The organism is Allobosea sp. CCNWLY174 (genome assembly GCF_037120455.1).
Lineage (GTDB): Bacteria > Pseudomonadota > Alphaproteobacteria > Rhizobiales > Beijerinckiaceae > Allobosea > Allobosea lupini.
This window is the reverse complement of the sequence record NZ_JBBBBQ010000006.1, coordinates 300,504-316,593: the sequence shown is the minus strand read 5'-3', so window position 1 is coordinate 316,593 and position 16,090 is coordinate 300,504. Positions and strand designations below refer to the sequence as shown.

Here is a 16,090-nt window from a genome sequence, read left to right as displayed (position 1 = left end):
GAACGCAGTGTTGCAGGGCATGCTCCCGGTCTTGCCAACGCCGTTCACCGAGGCTGGCGCTGTCGATCCCGAGGCGATGGCGGCGATCGTTGCCTTCGCGCTCGCGAGCGGCGTCGACGGCGTGGTGTTTCCGGGCTTCGCCAGCGAGGTCGACGAGCTCGCTGCGGCGGAGCGGGCGGCGCTGCTGAAGGTCGTGGTCGCCAAGGTTGGCAAGCGCGTGCCGATCGTCGCCGGCGCGAGCGCGCCGACTGCGGTTGAGGCGATCTCGCATTGCCGCGAGGCGCTCGCCAACGGCATCGGCCATGTGATGATCCAGGCGCCGAAGAGCGTCGGCACGACGACGGAAGCGGTCTCGGCTTTTTATGGCGAGATCGCCGCGGCCGTGCCCGGCATTGAGATCGTATTGCAGAACGCGCCGGCGCCGCGCGGCTCCGACCTCAAGCCCGAGGCGATCCTGGCGATCGTCCGTGACAACCCGGCGATCACCTATGTCAAGGAAGAGACGCTGCCGTCCGGCCTCGCCATCTCGGCGATCGCCGCCGGCAAGCCGGCGCATCTGAAGGGCGTGATCGGCGGCGGTGGGGCGCGCTACCTGATCGACGAGTATAATCGCGGCGCCTGCGGCGCGATGCCGGCGGTCGAGCTCGCCGACATCCATGTCGCGATGGACCGCGCCTATCGCAGCGGCGACATCGCTCGCGCGCGCGATCTCTATATGCGGACGCTGCCGCTGCTGGTGATCCAGTTCAATTTCCGCATGGCCTTCACCAAGCATGTGCTGACGCGGCGCGGCGTGCTGACCAATCAGGTGGTGCGGGCGAAGGTGCCGCCGATGGACGCGCTCGATGTCGCCGAAATCGACGCCTGGCTGGAGGCGTGCACCGACCTCATGACGTCTGGGCCGCGCGAGCCCGCGCTCGGCGGAGGCGCGTGATGGCCGAGCGTGTCGCCCGCGTCGAAGTCTTCTCGATCACCATTCCGCGCGAGACGCCCTATCTCGGCGCGCTACGCGAAGGCGAACGCATCAACGATCACGGCTATATCGTCCGCAGGGGCAACCGCACGGTCTATCCGACCGTCGACCGCACCGTAGTGGTCAGGATCGAGACGGCAAGCGGCGCGATCGGCTGGGGCGAGACCTATGGCATCGTCGCGCCGGGCGCGGCGATGGCGATCATCGACGACCTGCTCGGCCCCTTCGTCGTCGGACGCGACCCGCGCGACGTCAGCGTCATCCATGACGATCTCTACGATTTGATGCGGGTGCGCGGCTATACCGGCGGCTTCTATCTCGACGCGCTCGCCGCGATCGACATCGCGCTCTGGGACCTCTGCGGCAAGCTTTCCAGCCTGCCGCTGGTCAAGCTGCTCGGCGGGCAGAAGCATGAGCGTTTGCCGGCTTACATTTCCGGCCTGCCGAAGCCTGCGCGGGCGGAGCGGGCCGAGTTCGCCGCCGAATGGCAAGCGAAGGGCTTCGACAGCTTCAAGTTCGCCGCCCCCGTTGCCGATGACGGCAATGTCGCGGAGATCGCGACGCTGCGCGAGCGGCTCGGGCCGAAAGCGCGCATCGCCTGCGACATGCACTGGGTCCATACCGGCGAGGAGGCCGTCGCGGCGATCCGGGCGATGGAGCCGCACGATCTCTGGTTCGCCGAGGCGCCGGTCAAGCCGGAGGATCTCGACGGGCTCGCGCATGTCGCCTCGAAGGTCTCGACGCCGGTCGCGGCCGGCGAGGAATGGCGCACGGTCTACGATCTCGTGCCGCGTGTCGCCCGGCGGGCCTGCGCGATCGTGCAGCCGGAGATGGGCCATAAGGGCGTGACCGAGTTCATGCGCATCGGCCTCTATGCGCAGGCGCACCACCTCAGGGTCATCCCGCATGCCACGATCGGCATTGGCCTGTTCCTGGCGGCGAGCCTGCATGCGTCCTCGGCGCTGGCGGCGGTCGAGTGCCATGAATTCCAGCACTCGATCTTCGAGCCGAACCGGCGATTGCTCTTGGGCGACATGGACTGCATCGACGGCTTCTATCGTTTGCCGAGCGGTCCAGGCCTCGGGGTCGAGCCATCGAAGGAAGCGCTCAAGCTGCTGAAGCGGCTCTAGCGACTAGAAAAACCAAGGGAGGAGGAGACCATGACGAGGACAAGGCTAGCATTCTCCGCGGCTGCGCTCGCGCTCGCCGCCAGCTTTCTCCCCGGCGCCGCCTGGGCGCAGGGCAAGGTGCTGAAGTTCGTCTCCTGGCAGAAGGACGAGCGCGGCGTCGGCGACTGGTGGGGCTCGGTGATCAAGGAGTTCGAGGCGACCCATCCCGGCGTCAAGATCGAATGGACCAAGGTCGAGCGCGGCGCCTATGCCGACACGATGACGACGCTGTTCGCCGGCGGCAAGCCGCCCGACATCGTCCACCTCGCCTCCTTCGAGTTCCAGAAGTTCGCCGATAATGGCTGGCTGGAGCCGCTTGATCCCTACATCAAGGATGCCAAGCTCGATCTCAAGGGCTGGGCGGGGCAGGACACCTGCACCTGGAACAAGCAGACCGTCTGCACGATGATGCTCTATTTCGGCTACATCTTCGCCTACAACGAGGAATTGCTGAAGAAGGAAGGTCTTTCCGTCCCCACGACCTATGCGGAATTCCTCGCCGCCGCGCAGAAGCTGACCAAGGACCTCAACGGCGACGGCATCACCGACCAGTTCGGCACCGGCCACGAGACCAAGGGCGGCGGCGGCCAGTACATGAGTGAGATGATGAACTACACGCTCGATGCCGGCGGGCGCTGGACCAACGATGCCGGCAAGGTGACGATCAACACGCCTCAGATGATCGAGGGCCTGTCGCGCTGGAAGACCATCGTCAAGACCAGCCTGACCCCGCGCGACCTGGCCGCAGGCGAGGTCCGCCAGATGTTCGCCGACGGCAAGATCGCGATGAAGACGGACGGGCCCTGGCTCTACCCGATCATCCAGAAAGGCAAGGCCAAGGATCAGATCAAGCTCGGCATGGTGCCGTTCAAGCCGCCGGTCGGCGGCTCCTCCAACGTGCTCGGCATCGCCGCCGATGCACCCAAGGAGAACAAGAAGCTGGTCTGGGACTTCATCGCCATCGCGACCTCCGACAAGTTCCAGTCGAGCTATGCGACGCTGGGCGCCTCGCCGTCGCCCTCCCCGCGCGCCGACACCTCGGCTGCGATCAAGGACACGCCGCATTTCGACCTCTTGGTGCAGGCGACGAAAGCGGCAGCCGACGCCAAGGTCGACCGCATCCCGAAGGGGCTCGAGCTGCAGTTCAACGAATTCGCCAAGATGGTCATGGAAGAATCGCAGCGCATGATCATCCAGGACCTCGACCCGAAGACGGTCGCGGCGACGATGCAGGCCAAGGCCGAGGCGCTGCAGAAGCAGTGAGGCACAGCGCGAGAACCCCTCTCCCGGATGGGAGAGGGGCAGGGGTGAGGGACCGCCGCTGATTACCTGAACGCGACGGCACCGTTGCGCCTTCAACGGATACCCACTCGGGAGAAGGGTTCCCCGCGCCTCTCCTTCAAACAAAAAAGGAGACGACTGGTCATGCCCGGTTTTGGCCTCGACCTCGCCCGCCCGAGCCGGCGGCACTGGCTCGGCTATCTCTTGCTGGCGCCGGCAGTGCTGCTGATCGCGCTGATCATCGTCTATCCGCTGTTCGTCTCGGTCGATCTCTCCTTCCAGAACGTCAACATCGCCCGGCTCGACCAGCCGCGCCGGCCGTTCACGACCGCCAATTACGAACGGCTCTTCGCCTCCGAGGATTTCTGGAACGCCTGCTGGGTGACGTTCAAGCTCGTCACCATCGTCTCCTTCTTCTGCTTCCTGCTCGGGCTCGGCACGGCGCTGTTGGTCAACAACCGCTTCAAGGGCCAGGCGCTGGCGCGGCTGCTGGTCGCCCTGCCCTGGGCGATCCCGGAAGTGATCGCAGTCGTGATCTTCGCCTGGCTGTTCGATTCCTCCTTCGGCCTGATGAACTGGCTCTTCATCAGGCTCGGCCTGGTCGATCAGACGATCAACTGGTTCTCCTCGCCCGACGCCGCCTTCGCCGTGGTCTGCACGGTGATGGTCTGGAAGGGCTATCCCTTCGTCTCGATCATGATGCTTGCCGGGCTGCAGTCGATCCCCGAGGATTTCTACAACGCCGCCAAGGTCGACGGCGCCCGCGCCTGGCAGCGGCTGATCCACATCACCATCCCCTCGCTGATGCCGGTGATCGGCGTCACGCTGGTGCTGGTGATGCTCTGGGTCTTCCGCGACTTCTCGATCATCTACGTGCTGACCGGCGGCGGCCCGCTGAAGGCGACGCAGTCGCTCTCGATCATGACCTACGAGCAGGCCTTCGGCTTCTTCAAGATGGGCTACGCCTCCGCCATCGGCGTCATCACCCTGATCGTCTGCGTGATCGCGAGCCGGCTGATGATCGCCCGCGCTCCGGACAATATCTGAGGAGGCGGGGATGAGACGAAAAACCACACATCACGCCCTGCTCTACGCGCTCGTCGTCCTGACCTGCGCCATCCTGGTCTTTCCGATCTACTGGCTCGTCGTGACCGCGCTCTCCGAGCCGAGCCAGCTTCGGCAATTGCCGCCGAGCTTCTGGCCGGCCGAGCCGCGCTGGGGTGTGTTCCAGCAGATCATGGCCGAGCGGCCGATCCTGCTCTGGCTCGGCAATTCGGCACTCGCCGCCATCGGCGCGGTCGCGATCTCAATGGTCGTCTCGGTGCTCGCCGGCTACAGCCTGTCGCGCTTCCGGGTGCGCGGCGGCCAGTCGCTCGGGCTGTTCATCCTGACCGCCAAGATGCTGCCGGCGACGCTGCTGGTCATCCCGCTCTTCGGCATCTTCCGCAATCTCGAGCTGATCGGCAGCCTGTGGTCGATCATTCTCGCCCACGCCACGCTGATCATCCCGTTCACCACCTGGATGCTGAAGGGCTATTTCGACACGATCCCGCGCGAGCTCGAACAGGCGGCGATGGTCGATGGCTGCTCGCCGCTCGGCGCGATGGTCCGGGTGATCCTGCCGGTGTCCGCGCCGGGGCTCGCCGCGACCGCGCTCTACGGCTTCGTGCTGTCCTGGTCGGACTATGCCTATGCCCGCACCTTCCTGACCAACGCCCAGGGCAACTGGACCGCCAATCTCGGCATCACCACGATGAAGGGCGAGTACATCTCGAACTGGAGCGACATCTCCGCCGCCTCCATCCTCGTCGCCCTGCCGATCCTGCTCATCTACCTCTTCCTCGAACGCTATCTCGTCGGCGGCCTGACCGCCGGGGCCGAGAAATAAGAGAATCCGCATGGCTGGAATCCGCATCGACAGCGTCACCAAAACCTATGGCGGGCTCACCGTCCTCAAGGCGTTCTCGCTCGACATCGCCGATGGCGAATTCGTCGTCCTCGTCGGCCCCTCCGGCTGCGGCAAGTCGACCATGCTGAAGATCCTCGCGGGGCTGGAGGAAGCCTCCTCCGGCACGATCGCGATCGGCGAGCGCGATGTCACCGACCTCGCACCGGGCGACCGCGACATCGCCATGGTCTTCCAGAACTACGCGCTCTACCCCCACCTCACCGTGCGCAAGAATATGGGCTTCGGCCTTAAGATGCGCGGCACCGATGCGGCCGAGATCGAGCGGCGGGTCAACGAGGCCGCAAAAATCCTCGGCATCGATCATCTGCTCGAGCGGCGGCCGCGTGCCCTCTCTGGCGGTCAGCGCCAGCGCGTCGCGCTCGGCCGCGCGATCGTGCGCGAGCCGCAGGCCTTCCTGATGGACGAGCCACTCTCCAATCTCGACGCCAAATTGCGCGTGCACACCCGCGCCGAGATCAGCGCCCTGCACAAGAGGCTGCGCGTCACCACGATCTACGTCACCCACGACCAGACCGAGGCGATGACGATGGCCGACCGCATCGTCATCATGAAGGACGGCGTGATCCAGCAGATCGCCGCGCCCGAGGTGATGTTCCGCGAGCCGGCCAATCTCTTCGTCGCCGGCTTCATCGGCTCGCCCGGCATGAATTTCTTGAAGGCAAAGGCGCTGGCGACAGGCGGCAGCATCACCGCAAAGCTGTTCGGCCACGACGTGACGCTGCCTGTCGCGAACGCTGCCGCGCTCGCCGGCAAGGAGATCGTCGTCGGCCTGCGGCCTGAGCACATCGCCGCGGGGCCTGGGCAGGTCTCGTTCCCGGTGAGCCCGCGGCTGATCGAGAGCCTCGGCAGCGAGCAATATGTCTATGTCGACCTGCCCGAGGAGCATCGCCGCGAGGCGAGTTCCGGCGGCGAGGACGAGGCGCGGCGGACCTCGCTGATCGCGCGCCTGATCAATCCCGAGCCGCGGCCACCCGAGGCAACGCTGACGCTGTCATTCGACCCGGCGCGACTGCATGTGTTCGATGCCGCCAGCGGCGAGGCGATCCGATGAGCACGATCCTGGTCACCGGCAGCGCCGGGCGCGTCGGCTCGCGTGTCGCCCGCGAACTGCTCGCAGCGGGCCACCGCGTCACCGGCTTCGACCTGCGCGCCAGCGGCATCGATCACCCCGCTTTACGCGAGGTGCTCGGCGGCTTCGACGATCGTGCTGCGGCGAGGGAGGCCGTGCAGGGCACTGACGCGATCCTGCATCTCGGCGCCTTCATGTCCTGGCTGCCGGCCGATCGGGACAAGCTGTTCTCGGCGAATGTCGAGGGCACGCGTGTGCTGCTGGAAGAGGCCGCGGCTGTAAGGCCGAAGCGGCTCGTCTTCGCCTCCTCCGGCGAGGTCTATCCCGAGAACGTGCCGGATTATCAGCCGATCGACGAGGACCATCCGCTGAATCCGCGCTCGCCCTACGGGTTGACCAAGCTGCTCGGCGAGGAGATCGTGCGCTTCTTCGAGCGGACCAGCGGCACCCCGGCCACGATCCTGCGGTTTTCGCACACCCAGGATGCGGGCGAACTGCTCGACCCCGGCAGCTTCTTCTCCGGCCCGCGCTTCTTCCTGCAGCCGAAGATCCGGCAGCAGGAGGGTTTCGGCAATGCCGCCGCCGTCGTGGCGCTACGGGCGATCGATGACGGGAGCGAGGCCTTGGTGCTGTCGCGCAACGAGGCCGGCCGGCCCTTCCGCATGCACATCACCGACACACGCGACATGGTCGCCGGCATCCTGCTCGCGCTGTCGGACGAACGCGCCGCCGGGCGCACCTTTAATCTCGGCGCGACCGAGCCGGTCGACTTCGCCGTCGCGCTGCCGATGATGGCGCAGTTGACGGGACTGCCGTTGAAGACCATCGACCTGCCGGGCGCCGGCGTCTTCTACGAGACGTCGAACGCCAGGATCCGGACCGAACTGGGATTTGAGCCGCAATGGACCTTCGAGCGCATGATCGGCGAGGCGGCGCAGGCGCGGGCGAAGCGCGCGTCCTGACGCCGGACGAGCGCGACGTCCCGACCGGCGCAGCCGCCCTCGCCAAGGGCCTCTACCTCCTCGACGTGATCGGCGAGGCGCCGGCGCCGCCGCGCTTTCGCGACCTGCAGGCCGCGACCGGCCTGCCCAAGGGCACGCTGGCGCGCATGCTCAACACGCTCCTGACCTTCCGCCTGATCCGCCATGAGGAAAGCGACAATACCTATCGGCTCGGCCACCGCCTGTTCGAGCTCGCCCATCGCGTCTGGGAATCCTTCGACCTGCGCGGCGCCGGCGCGCCGGCGCTTGACCGGCTGGCCGAGGAGACGCGCGAGACTGCCGCGCTCTGCGCTATCGACAATGGCGAGGTGCTTTATATCGACCAGCGCAGTCGCGGCGGCCCCTATGGCTTCCGCATCGAGATCGGCCGACGCGCCCCGCTGCATTGCACCGCCGGCGGCAAAGCCCTGCTCGCCTTCGTCCAGCCGCATGAGCAGCGCGCGCTCGTCGATAGGCTGAAGCTCGAGCGCTTCACCGAGACCACCATTACCGAGGAGGAGGCGCTCGCCGCCGACCTCGCGCTGACCCGGGCGCGCGGCTACGCCGTCTCGCAGGAGGAGCACGTCGCCGGCGTCGCCTCGGTCGCCGCGCCGATCTTCGACCATACCGGCCGGGCCGTCGCCGCGATCGGCGTATTCGGCCCGTCCTCGCGGCTGACGCGGGAGCGATTGCACACCACCGGCCGCGACCTGATGGCGGCCGCACGACAGATCTCCGGCAATGTCGGGGCAACGCAGATGAACATTTCCCCGGCGCCGCGCTCGGCACGCCCGGTCGATCCGAACGTGCAATGCGTACTGCCCTGGGGCGCCCATCTCGCCGAAGGCCCTTACTGGTCTGCCGGGGAGCAGCGGCTCTACTGGGTCGATATCCTCGCGCCCTCGGTCAACCGCTTCGACCCGGCGACCGGCAACAACGAGGAGGTCACCCTGCCGCGCCTGGTCAGCGCCGTGCTCGGCCGCCGTGGCGGCGGGCTCGTGGTGCTGACGCAGGAAGGCCTGGAGGCCTTCGACTTCGCCAGCGGCCGGCTGACGCCGCTCGCCGATCCCGAAGCCGATATCCCCGACAACCGCTTCAACGACGGCAAATGCGACCGGCAGGGCCGGCTCTGGGCTGGGACGATGCGGCTCGACGCCAGCCGCGCTTCCGGCTCGCTCTACGCGATCGCGCCGGACCTCAGCTGGCACCGACAGGAAAGCGGGCTCACCGTCGCCAACGGGCTCGACTGGAGCCCGGACGGCCGGAGCTTTTACTTCGTCGATTCCGCCCATGGCTGCATCTATGCCTACGACTTCGACGCCAGGGCGGGCACGCTCGCCAATCGCCGCATCTTCACCGAGGTCGCCGGCCGCCCGGACGGGCTCGCCGTCGATGCCGAGGGCTTCGTCTGGTGCGCGATCTGGGATGGCTGGTGCCTGCACCGCTATGCACCGGATGGCAAGCTCGATCGCGAAGTCTGGCTGCCGGTGCCGCGCCCGACCAGCCTCGCTTTCGGAGGCCCCGACCTGAAGACGCTGTTCATCACTACGGCGCGCATCCGCCTGCCGTCGCGGGTGCTCGCCGAAGCGCCGTTCTCCGGCGGGCTCTTCACCTTGCCGGTCGACGTGCCCGGCCTAGCCGCAGCGGAGTTCGGCGGGTGAGGGTCGAAGCCAGCTATCCCGATCTCGCCGGCAAGGCCGCACTGGTCACCGGCGGGGCCGACGGTATCGGCCGCGCCATCGTCGAGGCGCTGGCGCGGCAGGGCGCGAAGGTCGCCTTCCTCGATATCGACGCCGCGTGTGGCGAGCGATTGGCGGCCGAACTTTCGGCAGCCGGCGGTGCTGTCTCGTTCCATCAGGTCGACCTACGCGACATCCCGGGGACGCAAGCGGCGATCGCGGCGGCCCGCGCCCTGCACGGGCCCTTTGCGATCGGCGTCAACAATGCCGGCCATGACGAGCGGCATGATTTCGAGGCGGTCACCGAGGCATACTGGGACGACCGTTTGTCCGTGAATCTCCGGCCGATGATGTTCGTTGCTCAGGCGCTGGCGCCGGACATGCGCGGCCTCGGCGGCGGGGCGCTGGTCAACCTGTCCTCGACCTCGTGGATGAAGGGCTCGCCGCACATGATCGCCTACACCACGGCGAAATCGGCGGTGATCGGCTTTACCCGCTCGCTGGCGCGGGCACTCGGGCCCGATGGCATCAGGGTCAACTGCGTCACGCCCGGCTGGGTGATGACCGAGCGCCAGCGCACGCAGTGGTGGACGCCCGAGAAGGCTGCAGCCAATCAGGCCGCGCAGGCGCTGAAGGGCGAGATCCTGCCGGAGGACATCGCTCAGATGGTGCTGTTCCTGTGCTCCGACGTCTCGCGCATGTGCGCCGGGCAGAACTTCATCGTCGATGCCGGCACGGTCTGAGGCGATGAGTTCCCTCGACGACCTGCGCGCCCTGCTCGATCCGGCCGCCATCGTCACCGATCCGCAGGCGATGGCGCCGCATCTCACCGACTGGCGCGGCAAGCATCGCGGCCAAGCGCTCGCGCTGCTGCGCCCGCGCAGCGTGGAGGAAGTCTCGACCATCCTGCGCTGGGCCAGCGCGACGCGCACGCCGGTCGTGCCGCAGGGCGGCAACACGGGGCTGTCGGGCGGGGCGACGCCGGACGTCTCGGGCAGAGCCGTCCTGCTTTCCCTGGCGCGCCTCAACCGGATCAGGACGATCGAGCTTGAAGGCGACACGCTCACTGCCGAAGCCGGCTGTATCCTTGCCGACGTCCAGCAGGCCGCCGCCGCTCATGACCGGCTCTTTCCGCTCAGCCTCGGCAGCGAGGGCTCCTGCCAGATCGGCGGCGTGGTCGCGACCAATGCCGGCGGCATCAACGTCATCCGTTACGGTACGGTGCGCGATCTCGTGCTCGGCCTCGAATACGTTCGCGCCGATGGCGCCGTGATCCACGGCCTCAAGCCACTGCGCAAGGACAATGCCGGCTATGCGCTCAAGGAGCTGGTGATCGGCTCGGAAGGCACGCTCGCGGTCGTGACCGCGGCGACCTTCAGACTGTTTCCAAGGCCCCGGGCGAGCGCAACGGCACTCTGCGGCCTCGCCAGCCCGGCGGACGCATTGCGGCTGCTCGCTTTGCTGAGGCAGAGCGCAGGCGAGCGCATCTCCAGCTTCGAACTGATGTGCGATGCCGAGATGGGCCTCACCCTCGACCTCGTGCCTGGAACGACCCTGCCGCTCGACGAGCGCCATACCTGGTACGTCTTCATCGAGCTCGGCGGCAGCGATCCGAACAGCCCTCTCGATGAGCTGCTGACGCGCGTTCTGGCCACCGCGCTTGAACAAGGCGTGCTCCGCGACGCAGCGATCGCGCAGAGCGAGGCGCAAGCCAAAGCGATCTGGCATCTGCGCTTCGCCGTCGCGGAAGCCAACCGCCGCGCCGGCCCGATCGTCTCGCACGACACCAGCGTCGCGGTCGCCGACGTCCCGGCCTTCATCGCGGCGATCGAGGCGATGGCTGCCGAGCGCTTTCCGGAGGCGCGCGCGCTCTTCGTCGGCCATGTCGGCGACGGCAACATCCATGTCGTCCTGCGTCTTCCCAGGCAGACGCCGGCGGAGCAGCTTGCTGATATCGGCCATGCCGTGAATGCGGAGGTCTTCGCGATCGTCAGCCGTTTCGGCGGCAGCATCACCGCCGAGCACGGCATCGGGCGTAGCCTGACCGGCGCGCTGATACGGCAGGCGCAGCCCGAGGCGCTGGTGCTGATGCGGGCGGTCAAGCAGGCCTTCGACCCGCTCGGCATCCTCAATCCCGGCGCGGTCCTCGCGCAGAGGTGACCCCGCCCGCGGCCCAGCGAAGCGCCGGGAATACTCGAACCGTTCGCGACCAAGAGCAGCGGGAGAGTTACTTTAGAAGACATATAAACTATTGTATTTGCTAAACAATTCGCTCTGGTTTAACTGCTTGGGACGATCGCGGGACGAAGTGCTTAGTCGGCCTCGTCGCTCGATCGCCCGGAACCGCTTCGACGGACGCGGCTCCGTTCGGACAGCGCTCCCGTCAAGGAGGGGCGCCACAAGACCACGGACCCAATTCGATGCAGCGTTTGATCGGCACAGTCCTGCTCGCGACGGCCATTGCCGCCACCCCCATGGCGGGCTTCGTCGTCCTGGCTCAGACCAGCCCCGCCGAGACCGCGCCGGTGCAGCAGAGCCCATCCGGCGCTCATGGCGGCGGGCTGCCCGCTCCCGCAAACTCGAACCCCGCACCAGCTGCTGCTCCGAGTGGTCAGGGCGCGCCTATGTCTCCGAACACCGCTGCGCCAACCGCTGCTGCGCCTGGCCAGGGCGCCCCTGCTCCGGCCCCTGTCCCCGTCGCAGGGCAGGCCACGCTGCCGCACGACCTGTCGCCCTGGGGCATGTTCATGGCGGCCGATATCGTCGTAAAGGCGGTCATGCTCGGCCTCGCCTTCGCCTCGCTGGTGACCTGGACGATCTGGCTCGCCAAGGCGCTCGAGCTCGCCGCCGCCAAGACGCGGGCGCAGCGGGCCGTGCGCCGGCTGGAAGAGGCCGTCAGTCTCGACGAAGCCGCGCGCGCGATCGCCGGCCGCAAGGGACCGGCCCGCGGCACGGTCGCGGAGCTGGTCGGTGCCGCCCAGAGCGAGCGCCAGCGCTCCGACGATCTCGGCGAGGACGGCATCAAGGAGCGCGCCGCGATTGCGCTGTCGCGGATCGAGGCCAGGGCGGGCCGCTCGATGGCGCGCGGCACAGGCCTGCTCGCCACCATAGGCTCGACCGCCCCGTTCGTCGGCCTGTTCGGCACGGTCTGGGGCATCATGAACTCGTTCATCGGCATCAGCCAGTCGAAGACGACGAATCTCGCCGTGGTCGCGCCAGGAATCGCCGAGGCGCTGCTGGCGACCGCGATCGGCCTTGTCGCGGCGATACCGGCCGTGATCATCTACAACGTCTTCGCCCGCGCCATCTCCGGCTACCGCGCCACGCTATCCGACGCCTCGGGCGAGGTGCTGCGCCATCTCTCGCGCGATCTCGAGCGGGCGCGCCGCCAGGCAGCCCAGCAAGTTCGCGCCAATCTGCATGCCGTGCCGGTCCAGCCCGCCGCCATGCCGCGCGTCCCGGCGGAGTAAGCCATGGCGGTTTCGCTCAAGGAAGCCCAGGACGGCGATCTCGGCGAGGTCAGCGAGATCAACGTCACGCCGTTCATCGACGTGATCCTGGTGCTGCTGATCATCTTCATGGTCGCAGCGCCGCTCTCGACCGTCGACGTCGCGGTCGATCTGCCGGTCTCGAACGCCCAGCCGCAGCCGCGGCCGGACAAGCCGGTCTTCCTGACCGTGAAGCAGGACCTCTCGCTCGCGCTCGGCAACGACACCGTGCCGCGCGAGTTGCTGCAGGCCACCCTCGACCGCCAGACCAACAATGACCGCGAGCAGCGCGTCTTCCTGCGTGCCGACGGGGCTGTGGCCTATCGCGAGCTGATGGAGGTGATGAACAAGCTGCGTCAGGCCGGCTATCTGAAGATCGCGCTGGTCGGGCTGGAGGATACCGGCCAAGGCGCCGCGCAAGGGGCAGGCAGGCCATGATCTCGCCCGCGCCGGATCGCCGCTGGCTCGCCGTGCTGCGCTGGGGCGTGGCTGCGATTGCCGTCGCCGCCGCCCATGGCGGCGCCGCCTGGGTCGGCGTGAACTGGCGCCCGACGGAAGCCGCCGCTGGCGCGCCCGAGCCGGCGGTGATGATCGAGCTCGCCGCGCTCTCGGTCGCGCCCGAGGCGCCGCCGGAGGACCTGCCGGTCGCAGAACAGCGGGCCGAGCCGGAACCGCCGCCGCCCGAGCCGGTCAAGGAGACGCCGCCTCCGGAGCCTGAGCCGGTGCCCGAACCGACGCCGGTCGAGCAGCCGGAGATCAAGCTGCCGGAGCTGCCGCAGGTCCCGAAGCTCGACGCCGTGCTGCTGCCGCCTCCACCCGAACTGAAGCCGGTGGAGAAGAAGCCCGAGCCGAAACCGAAGCTCGTCGAGAAGAAGGAGAAGCCGAAGCCCAAGCCCAAGATCGTCGAGCGCAAACCGGTCGAGCAGCGGGCTAAGGAGGCTGTGGCGCCTAAGCCGTCGGAGCAGCGCGCCTCGGCGCCGACCAGCGCTGCGCAGGGCACCGCCAGTCAGCCGACGGTCTCGACGGCATCCTGGCGCGGTTCGCTGATCGCCCATCTCAACCGCTACAAGCGCTTCCCAGGCGGCGCGAGCCCGGGCACGGTCCAGGTCGCCTTCGCGATCGACCGCAGCGGCAATGTCCTATCCTCGCGCGTCGTCGGCTCGTCCGGGGATTCGGCGCTCGACGCCGAGGCCGCGGCGATGATCCGTCGCGCCAGCCCGGTTCCTGCCCCACCTGCGGGCGTCGGCGGTGGCGGAGCGATCTCGCTCTCGGTGCCGGTGCGCTTCAGCCGGTAAGGCTTCGGCTCAGCGCGGGGCGCCTGGATTCTGGAACGGCGAGGTAACCGTGTCGCCGACAGCGGCTCCGGTGTCCTGGATATTGTTACCGAGATGCTCGAACCTGTCGCCGAGATTGCGGCGAGCCTGCGAATCGACCACCGCGACCGGGGCGGAGACGACGATGCCGGCGGCGGTACCGACCGCGGCTGCAGCGCTGCCGGTGACCTCGATCAGCCGATCGCCTAGGCCAACACGGGAATCGGTGATCGGTTGGCCGTCGACCAGGCGCGTGCCGATCAACTTCACCACCTCCGGGCTCTCGGCGAATTTGCCATGGTTGAGCTTGTCGCCGGTGCGCAACTTGGTGAGGTTGAGGACCGTGATCTTGTCCTTCTCGAACTCGCTCTTGTAGGGCTCGACATCGGGATCGACGGCGCCCAGACGATCCTTGTTGCCCCAGACCCGGCGCGAGACCGCGAGTGCGCGGTCGTCCTGCGAGACGAAGAGGGTGAATTTCGGCCGCCGCCCCGTCATTTCCGCGATCTGCGTGCGGAAGACGTCGGCATCGACATCAGGCGAGGCGAGCATGACATTGGCGATCTTCGGCGGGATGCCGCGATTGCGCACTGCCATCTGGGTCAGCGATTCCAGCGCGACCCAGTTGCCCATGGAGTGGGCGAGCAGCGAGACCTCGCCGATGGCCGGATCGCGTGCGAGGTTCTGCAGCAGGTTTTCCAGCGCATTACGCGAATAGGTCGCGCTCTCGCGGTCATAGCCATAGGCGAAGAGCGAACCGCGCGAAGGCCAGGTAAACAATACCGGCACGACATCAGCGCCGGAATCATGGACGATCTGGGCGAAGCGGTAGACCGCATCCTCGAAGCGGTTGTTGAAGCCGTGGACGAAGACCATCACCCGGCGCTTCGGCACGCGCGAGACCCGCTCATGCAAACGCGCCAGACCCGTCTTGGCGTCGAGCTTGTCGACCTTGAGGGTGACGAAATCGGTCTCGGGGTTGCCCGGCAGCCGGCTCGGCCACTGGACTTCGCCGATCTTGCGGCGACTGTCGGGCGGCAGCGAGATCGTCATCTCGACGAAGGACGGCTTGCCGCGCTCGCCGGAGTAGAGCACGCCGGCATCGGGATCGGCCGCGCGCGTCGTCGCGACCAGCATGGTGACCTTGCTGGCGCCCGGCACGGTGGAGGCGACCGGCATCAGCACGCCCTTCACGTCGCCGGCGCAACCGGCGAGGAAAATTGTCGTGGCCGCGGCCGCGAGGACGCGGCGGATAGCCGGCGTGGGCAAGTCTTTGCGGCGGATCGGCATCACGGGCTACCCAGCTGCGGCACGGCGCCCAGACCATGCTGGCGCGCCGCCCGCTACGTCAAGGACGCCGAAGCCACAGTTTCGGTCAGACCATGTACTGGCCGCCATTGACCTCGATGGTCTGGCCGGTGATGTAGCCGCTCATCGCGGGGCTGGCGAGGAAGAGGAAGACGCCGACATTGTCCTGCGGCGTGCCGACGCGCTCCATCGGGACCGTCTTGCGCATCGCCTCGACCTGCTCGGCCGTCGAATAGCGCTCATGAAACGGCGTCATGATCACGCCCGGCGAGACGCCGTTGACGCGGATGCCGAAGGGCACGAACTCCTTGGCCATGCCGCGGGTCAGGTTGAGCACGAAGGCCTTCGAGCTGGCATAGAGCGAGGAACCGGGCCCGCCGCCATTGCGCGCCGCGATCGAGCTCAGATTGATGACGCTCGCCCTGCTGCCGGACTTCTTCAGGTAGGGAAATGCCGCCTTCGAGGCCATCACCACAGAGCGGACATTGAGGTCGACGACGCTGTCGAAGAACTCGTCCTCGATCTCGGCGATCGGCGTGCGCTTCACCAGCGCGCCGGCATTGTTGACGAGCACGTCGAGCCCACCCAGCTTGTCGGCCGCCTTGTCGACGAGAGCGACCGCCTGCTTGCTGTCGGCGACATCGGCCTGCAGCACATGCGCCTCGCCGCCAGCCGCCCGAATCTCGGCTGCGACGGCGTTCGCTTCGGCCTCGCTCGACTTGTAGTGCACCACGACCCGCATGCCGTTGGCGGCATAGGCTTTGGCGACAGCGGCGCCGATGCCGGTGCTGGAGCCGGTGACCAGGGCGCGCAGCCCCTTGAGATCCTCGAGCATCATTCCTCCCTTTGGATTCAGGTCTA

At 67.7% G+C, this 16,090-nt stretch carries 15 protein-coding genes; 13 read left to right on the top strand and 2 right to left on the bottom strand.

The features are described from left to right. Window positions 1–19 precede the first annotated feature (19 nt). The 13 genes from V7S63_RS19355 (at window position 20) to V7S63_RS19295 (ending at window position 13,903) form a co-directional block, all read left to right on the top strand. The gene (locus V7S63_RS19355; protein ID WP_336531403.1) at window positions 20–934 is read left to right on the top strand and encodes a dihydrodipicolinate synthase family protein; all 915 of its coding nucleotides are present in this window, start codon (window positions 20–22) and stop codon (window positions 932–934) included. Beyond that, the gene (locus V7S63_RS19350) at window positions 934–2,103 is read left to right on the top strand and encodes a mandelate racemase/muconate lactonizing enzyme family protein (RefSeq protein WP_336531390.1); all 1,170 of its coding nucleotides are present in this window, start codon (window positions 934–936) and stop codon (window positions 2,101–2,103) included. The genes V7S63_RS19355 and V7S63_RS19350 overlap by 1 nt, the downstream gene beginning before the upstream one ends. A 30-nt stretch (window positions 2,104–2,133) precedes the next feature. Beyond that, a complete protein-coding gene (locus V7S63_RS19345) occupies window positions 2,134–3,405 on the top strand; it encodes an ABC transporter substrate-binding protein (protein ID WP_336531389.1) in 1,272 nt (423 codons plus the stop codon). Window positions 3,406–3,567: 162 nt separating this feature from the next. Then, complete coding sequence (locus V7S63_RS19340) at window positions 3,568–4,470, top strand: carbohydrate ABC transporter permease (RefSeq protein ID WP_336531388.1); 903 nt, start codon at window positions 3,568–3,570, stop codon at window positions 4,468–4,470. A gap of 10 nt (window positions 4,471–4,480) precedes the next feature. Next, window positions 4,481–5,311 carry a carbohydrate ABC transporter permease gene (locus V7S63_RS19335; protein ID WP_336531387.1) on the top strand — a complete coding sequence of 277 codons (831 nt, stop codon included), beginning with the start codon at window positions 4,481–4,483 and terminating at the stop codon, window positions 5,309–5,311. Window positions 5,312–5,321: 10 nt separating this feature from the next. Next, entirely contained in the window at window positions 5,322–6,443 is a 1,122-nt protein-coding gene (locus V7S63_RS19330) for an ABC transporter ATP-binding protein (protein WP_336531386.1), read from the top strand. Next, the gene (locus V7S63_RS19325; protein ID WP_336531385.1) at window positions 6,440–7,423 is read left to right on the top strand and encodes an NAD-dependent epimerase/dehydratase family protein; all 984 of its coding nucleotides are present in this window, start codon (window positions 6,440–6,442) and stop codon (window positions 7,421–7,423) included. The genes V7S63_RS19330 and V7S63_RS19325 overlap by 4 nt, the downstream gene beginning before the upstream one ends. After that, entirely contained in the window at window positions 7,363–9,102 is a 1,740-nt protein-coding gene (locus V7S63_RS19320) for an SMP-30/gluconolactonase/LRE family protein (RefSeq protein WP_336531384.1), read from the top strand. The genes V7S63_RS19325 and V7S63_RS19320 overlap by 61 nt, the downstream gene beginning before the upstream one ends. Further along, window positions 9,099–9,863 (top strand): SDR family NAD(P)-dependent oxidoreductase, encoded by a 765-nt coding sequence (locus V7S63_RS19315; protein WP_336531383.1) that lies wholly within the window; start codon window positions 9,099–9,101, stop codon window positions 9,861–9,863. The genes V7S63_RS19320 and V7S63_RS19315 overlap by 4 nt, the downstream gene beginning before the upstream one ends. 4 nt (window positions 9,864–9,867) lie before the next feature. After that, window positions 9,868–11,280, top strand: a complete 1,413-nt coding sequence (locus V7S63_RS19310; protein ID WP_336531382.1) for an FAD-binding oxidoreductase — start codon at window positions 9,868–9,870, stop codon at window positions 11,278–11,280. A 260-nt stretch (window positions 11,281–11,540) separates the two neighbouring features. Then, the gene (gene exbB / locus V7S63_RS19305) at window positions 11,541–12,590 is read left to right on the top strand and encodes a tonB-system energizer ExbB (RefSeq protein ID WP_336531381.1); all 1,050 of its coding nucleotides are present in this window, start codon (window positions 11,541–11,543) and stop codon (window positions 12,588–12,590) included. Window positions 12,591–12,593: 3 nt separating this feature from the next. Then, complete coding sequence (exbD, locus tag V7S63_RS19300) at window positions 12,594–13,046, top strand: TonB system transport protein ExbD (RefSeq protein ID WP_100962376.1); 453 nt, start codon at window positions 12,594–12,596, stop codon at window positions 13,044–13,046. Continuing rightward, window positions 13,043–13,903, top strand: a complete 861-nt coding sequence (locus V7S63_RS19295; RefSeq protein ID WP_336531380.1) for an energy transducer TonB — start codon at window positions 13,043–13,045, stop codon at window positions 13,901–13,903. The genes exbD and V7S63_RS19295 overlap by 4 nt, the downstream gene beginning before the upstream one ends. Window positions 13,904–13,912: 9 nt before the next feature. Here the strand turns inward: V7S63_RS19295 and V7S63_RS19290 are convergent, their stop codons facing one another. Both V7S63_RS19290 and V7S63_RS19285 read right to left on the bottom strand, forming a co-directional pair. After that, window positions 13,913–15,211: an alpha/beta hydrolase gene (locus tag V7S63_RS19290; protein WP_100962374.1), complete on the bottom strand. Its 1,299-nt coding sequence runs from the start codon at window positions 15,209–15,211 to the stop codon at window positions 13,913–13,915. A gap of 85 nt (window positions 15,212–15,296) precedes the next feature. Continuing rightward, window positions 15,297–16,064: an SDR family NAD(P)-dependent oxidoreductase gene (locus V7S63_RS19285; RefSeq protein ID WP_336531379.1), complete on the bottom strand. Its 768-nt coding sequence runs from the start codon at window positions 16,062–16,064 to the stop codon at window positions 15,297–15,299. Window positions 16,065–16,090 lie beyond the last annotated feature (26 nt).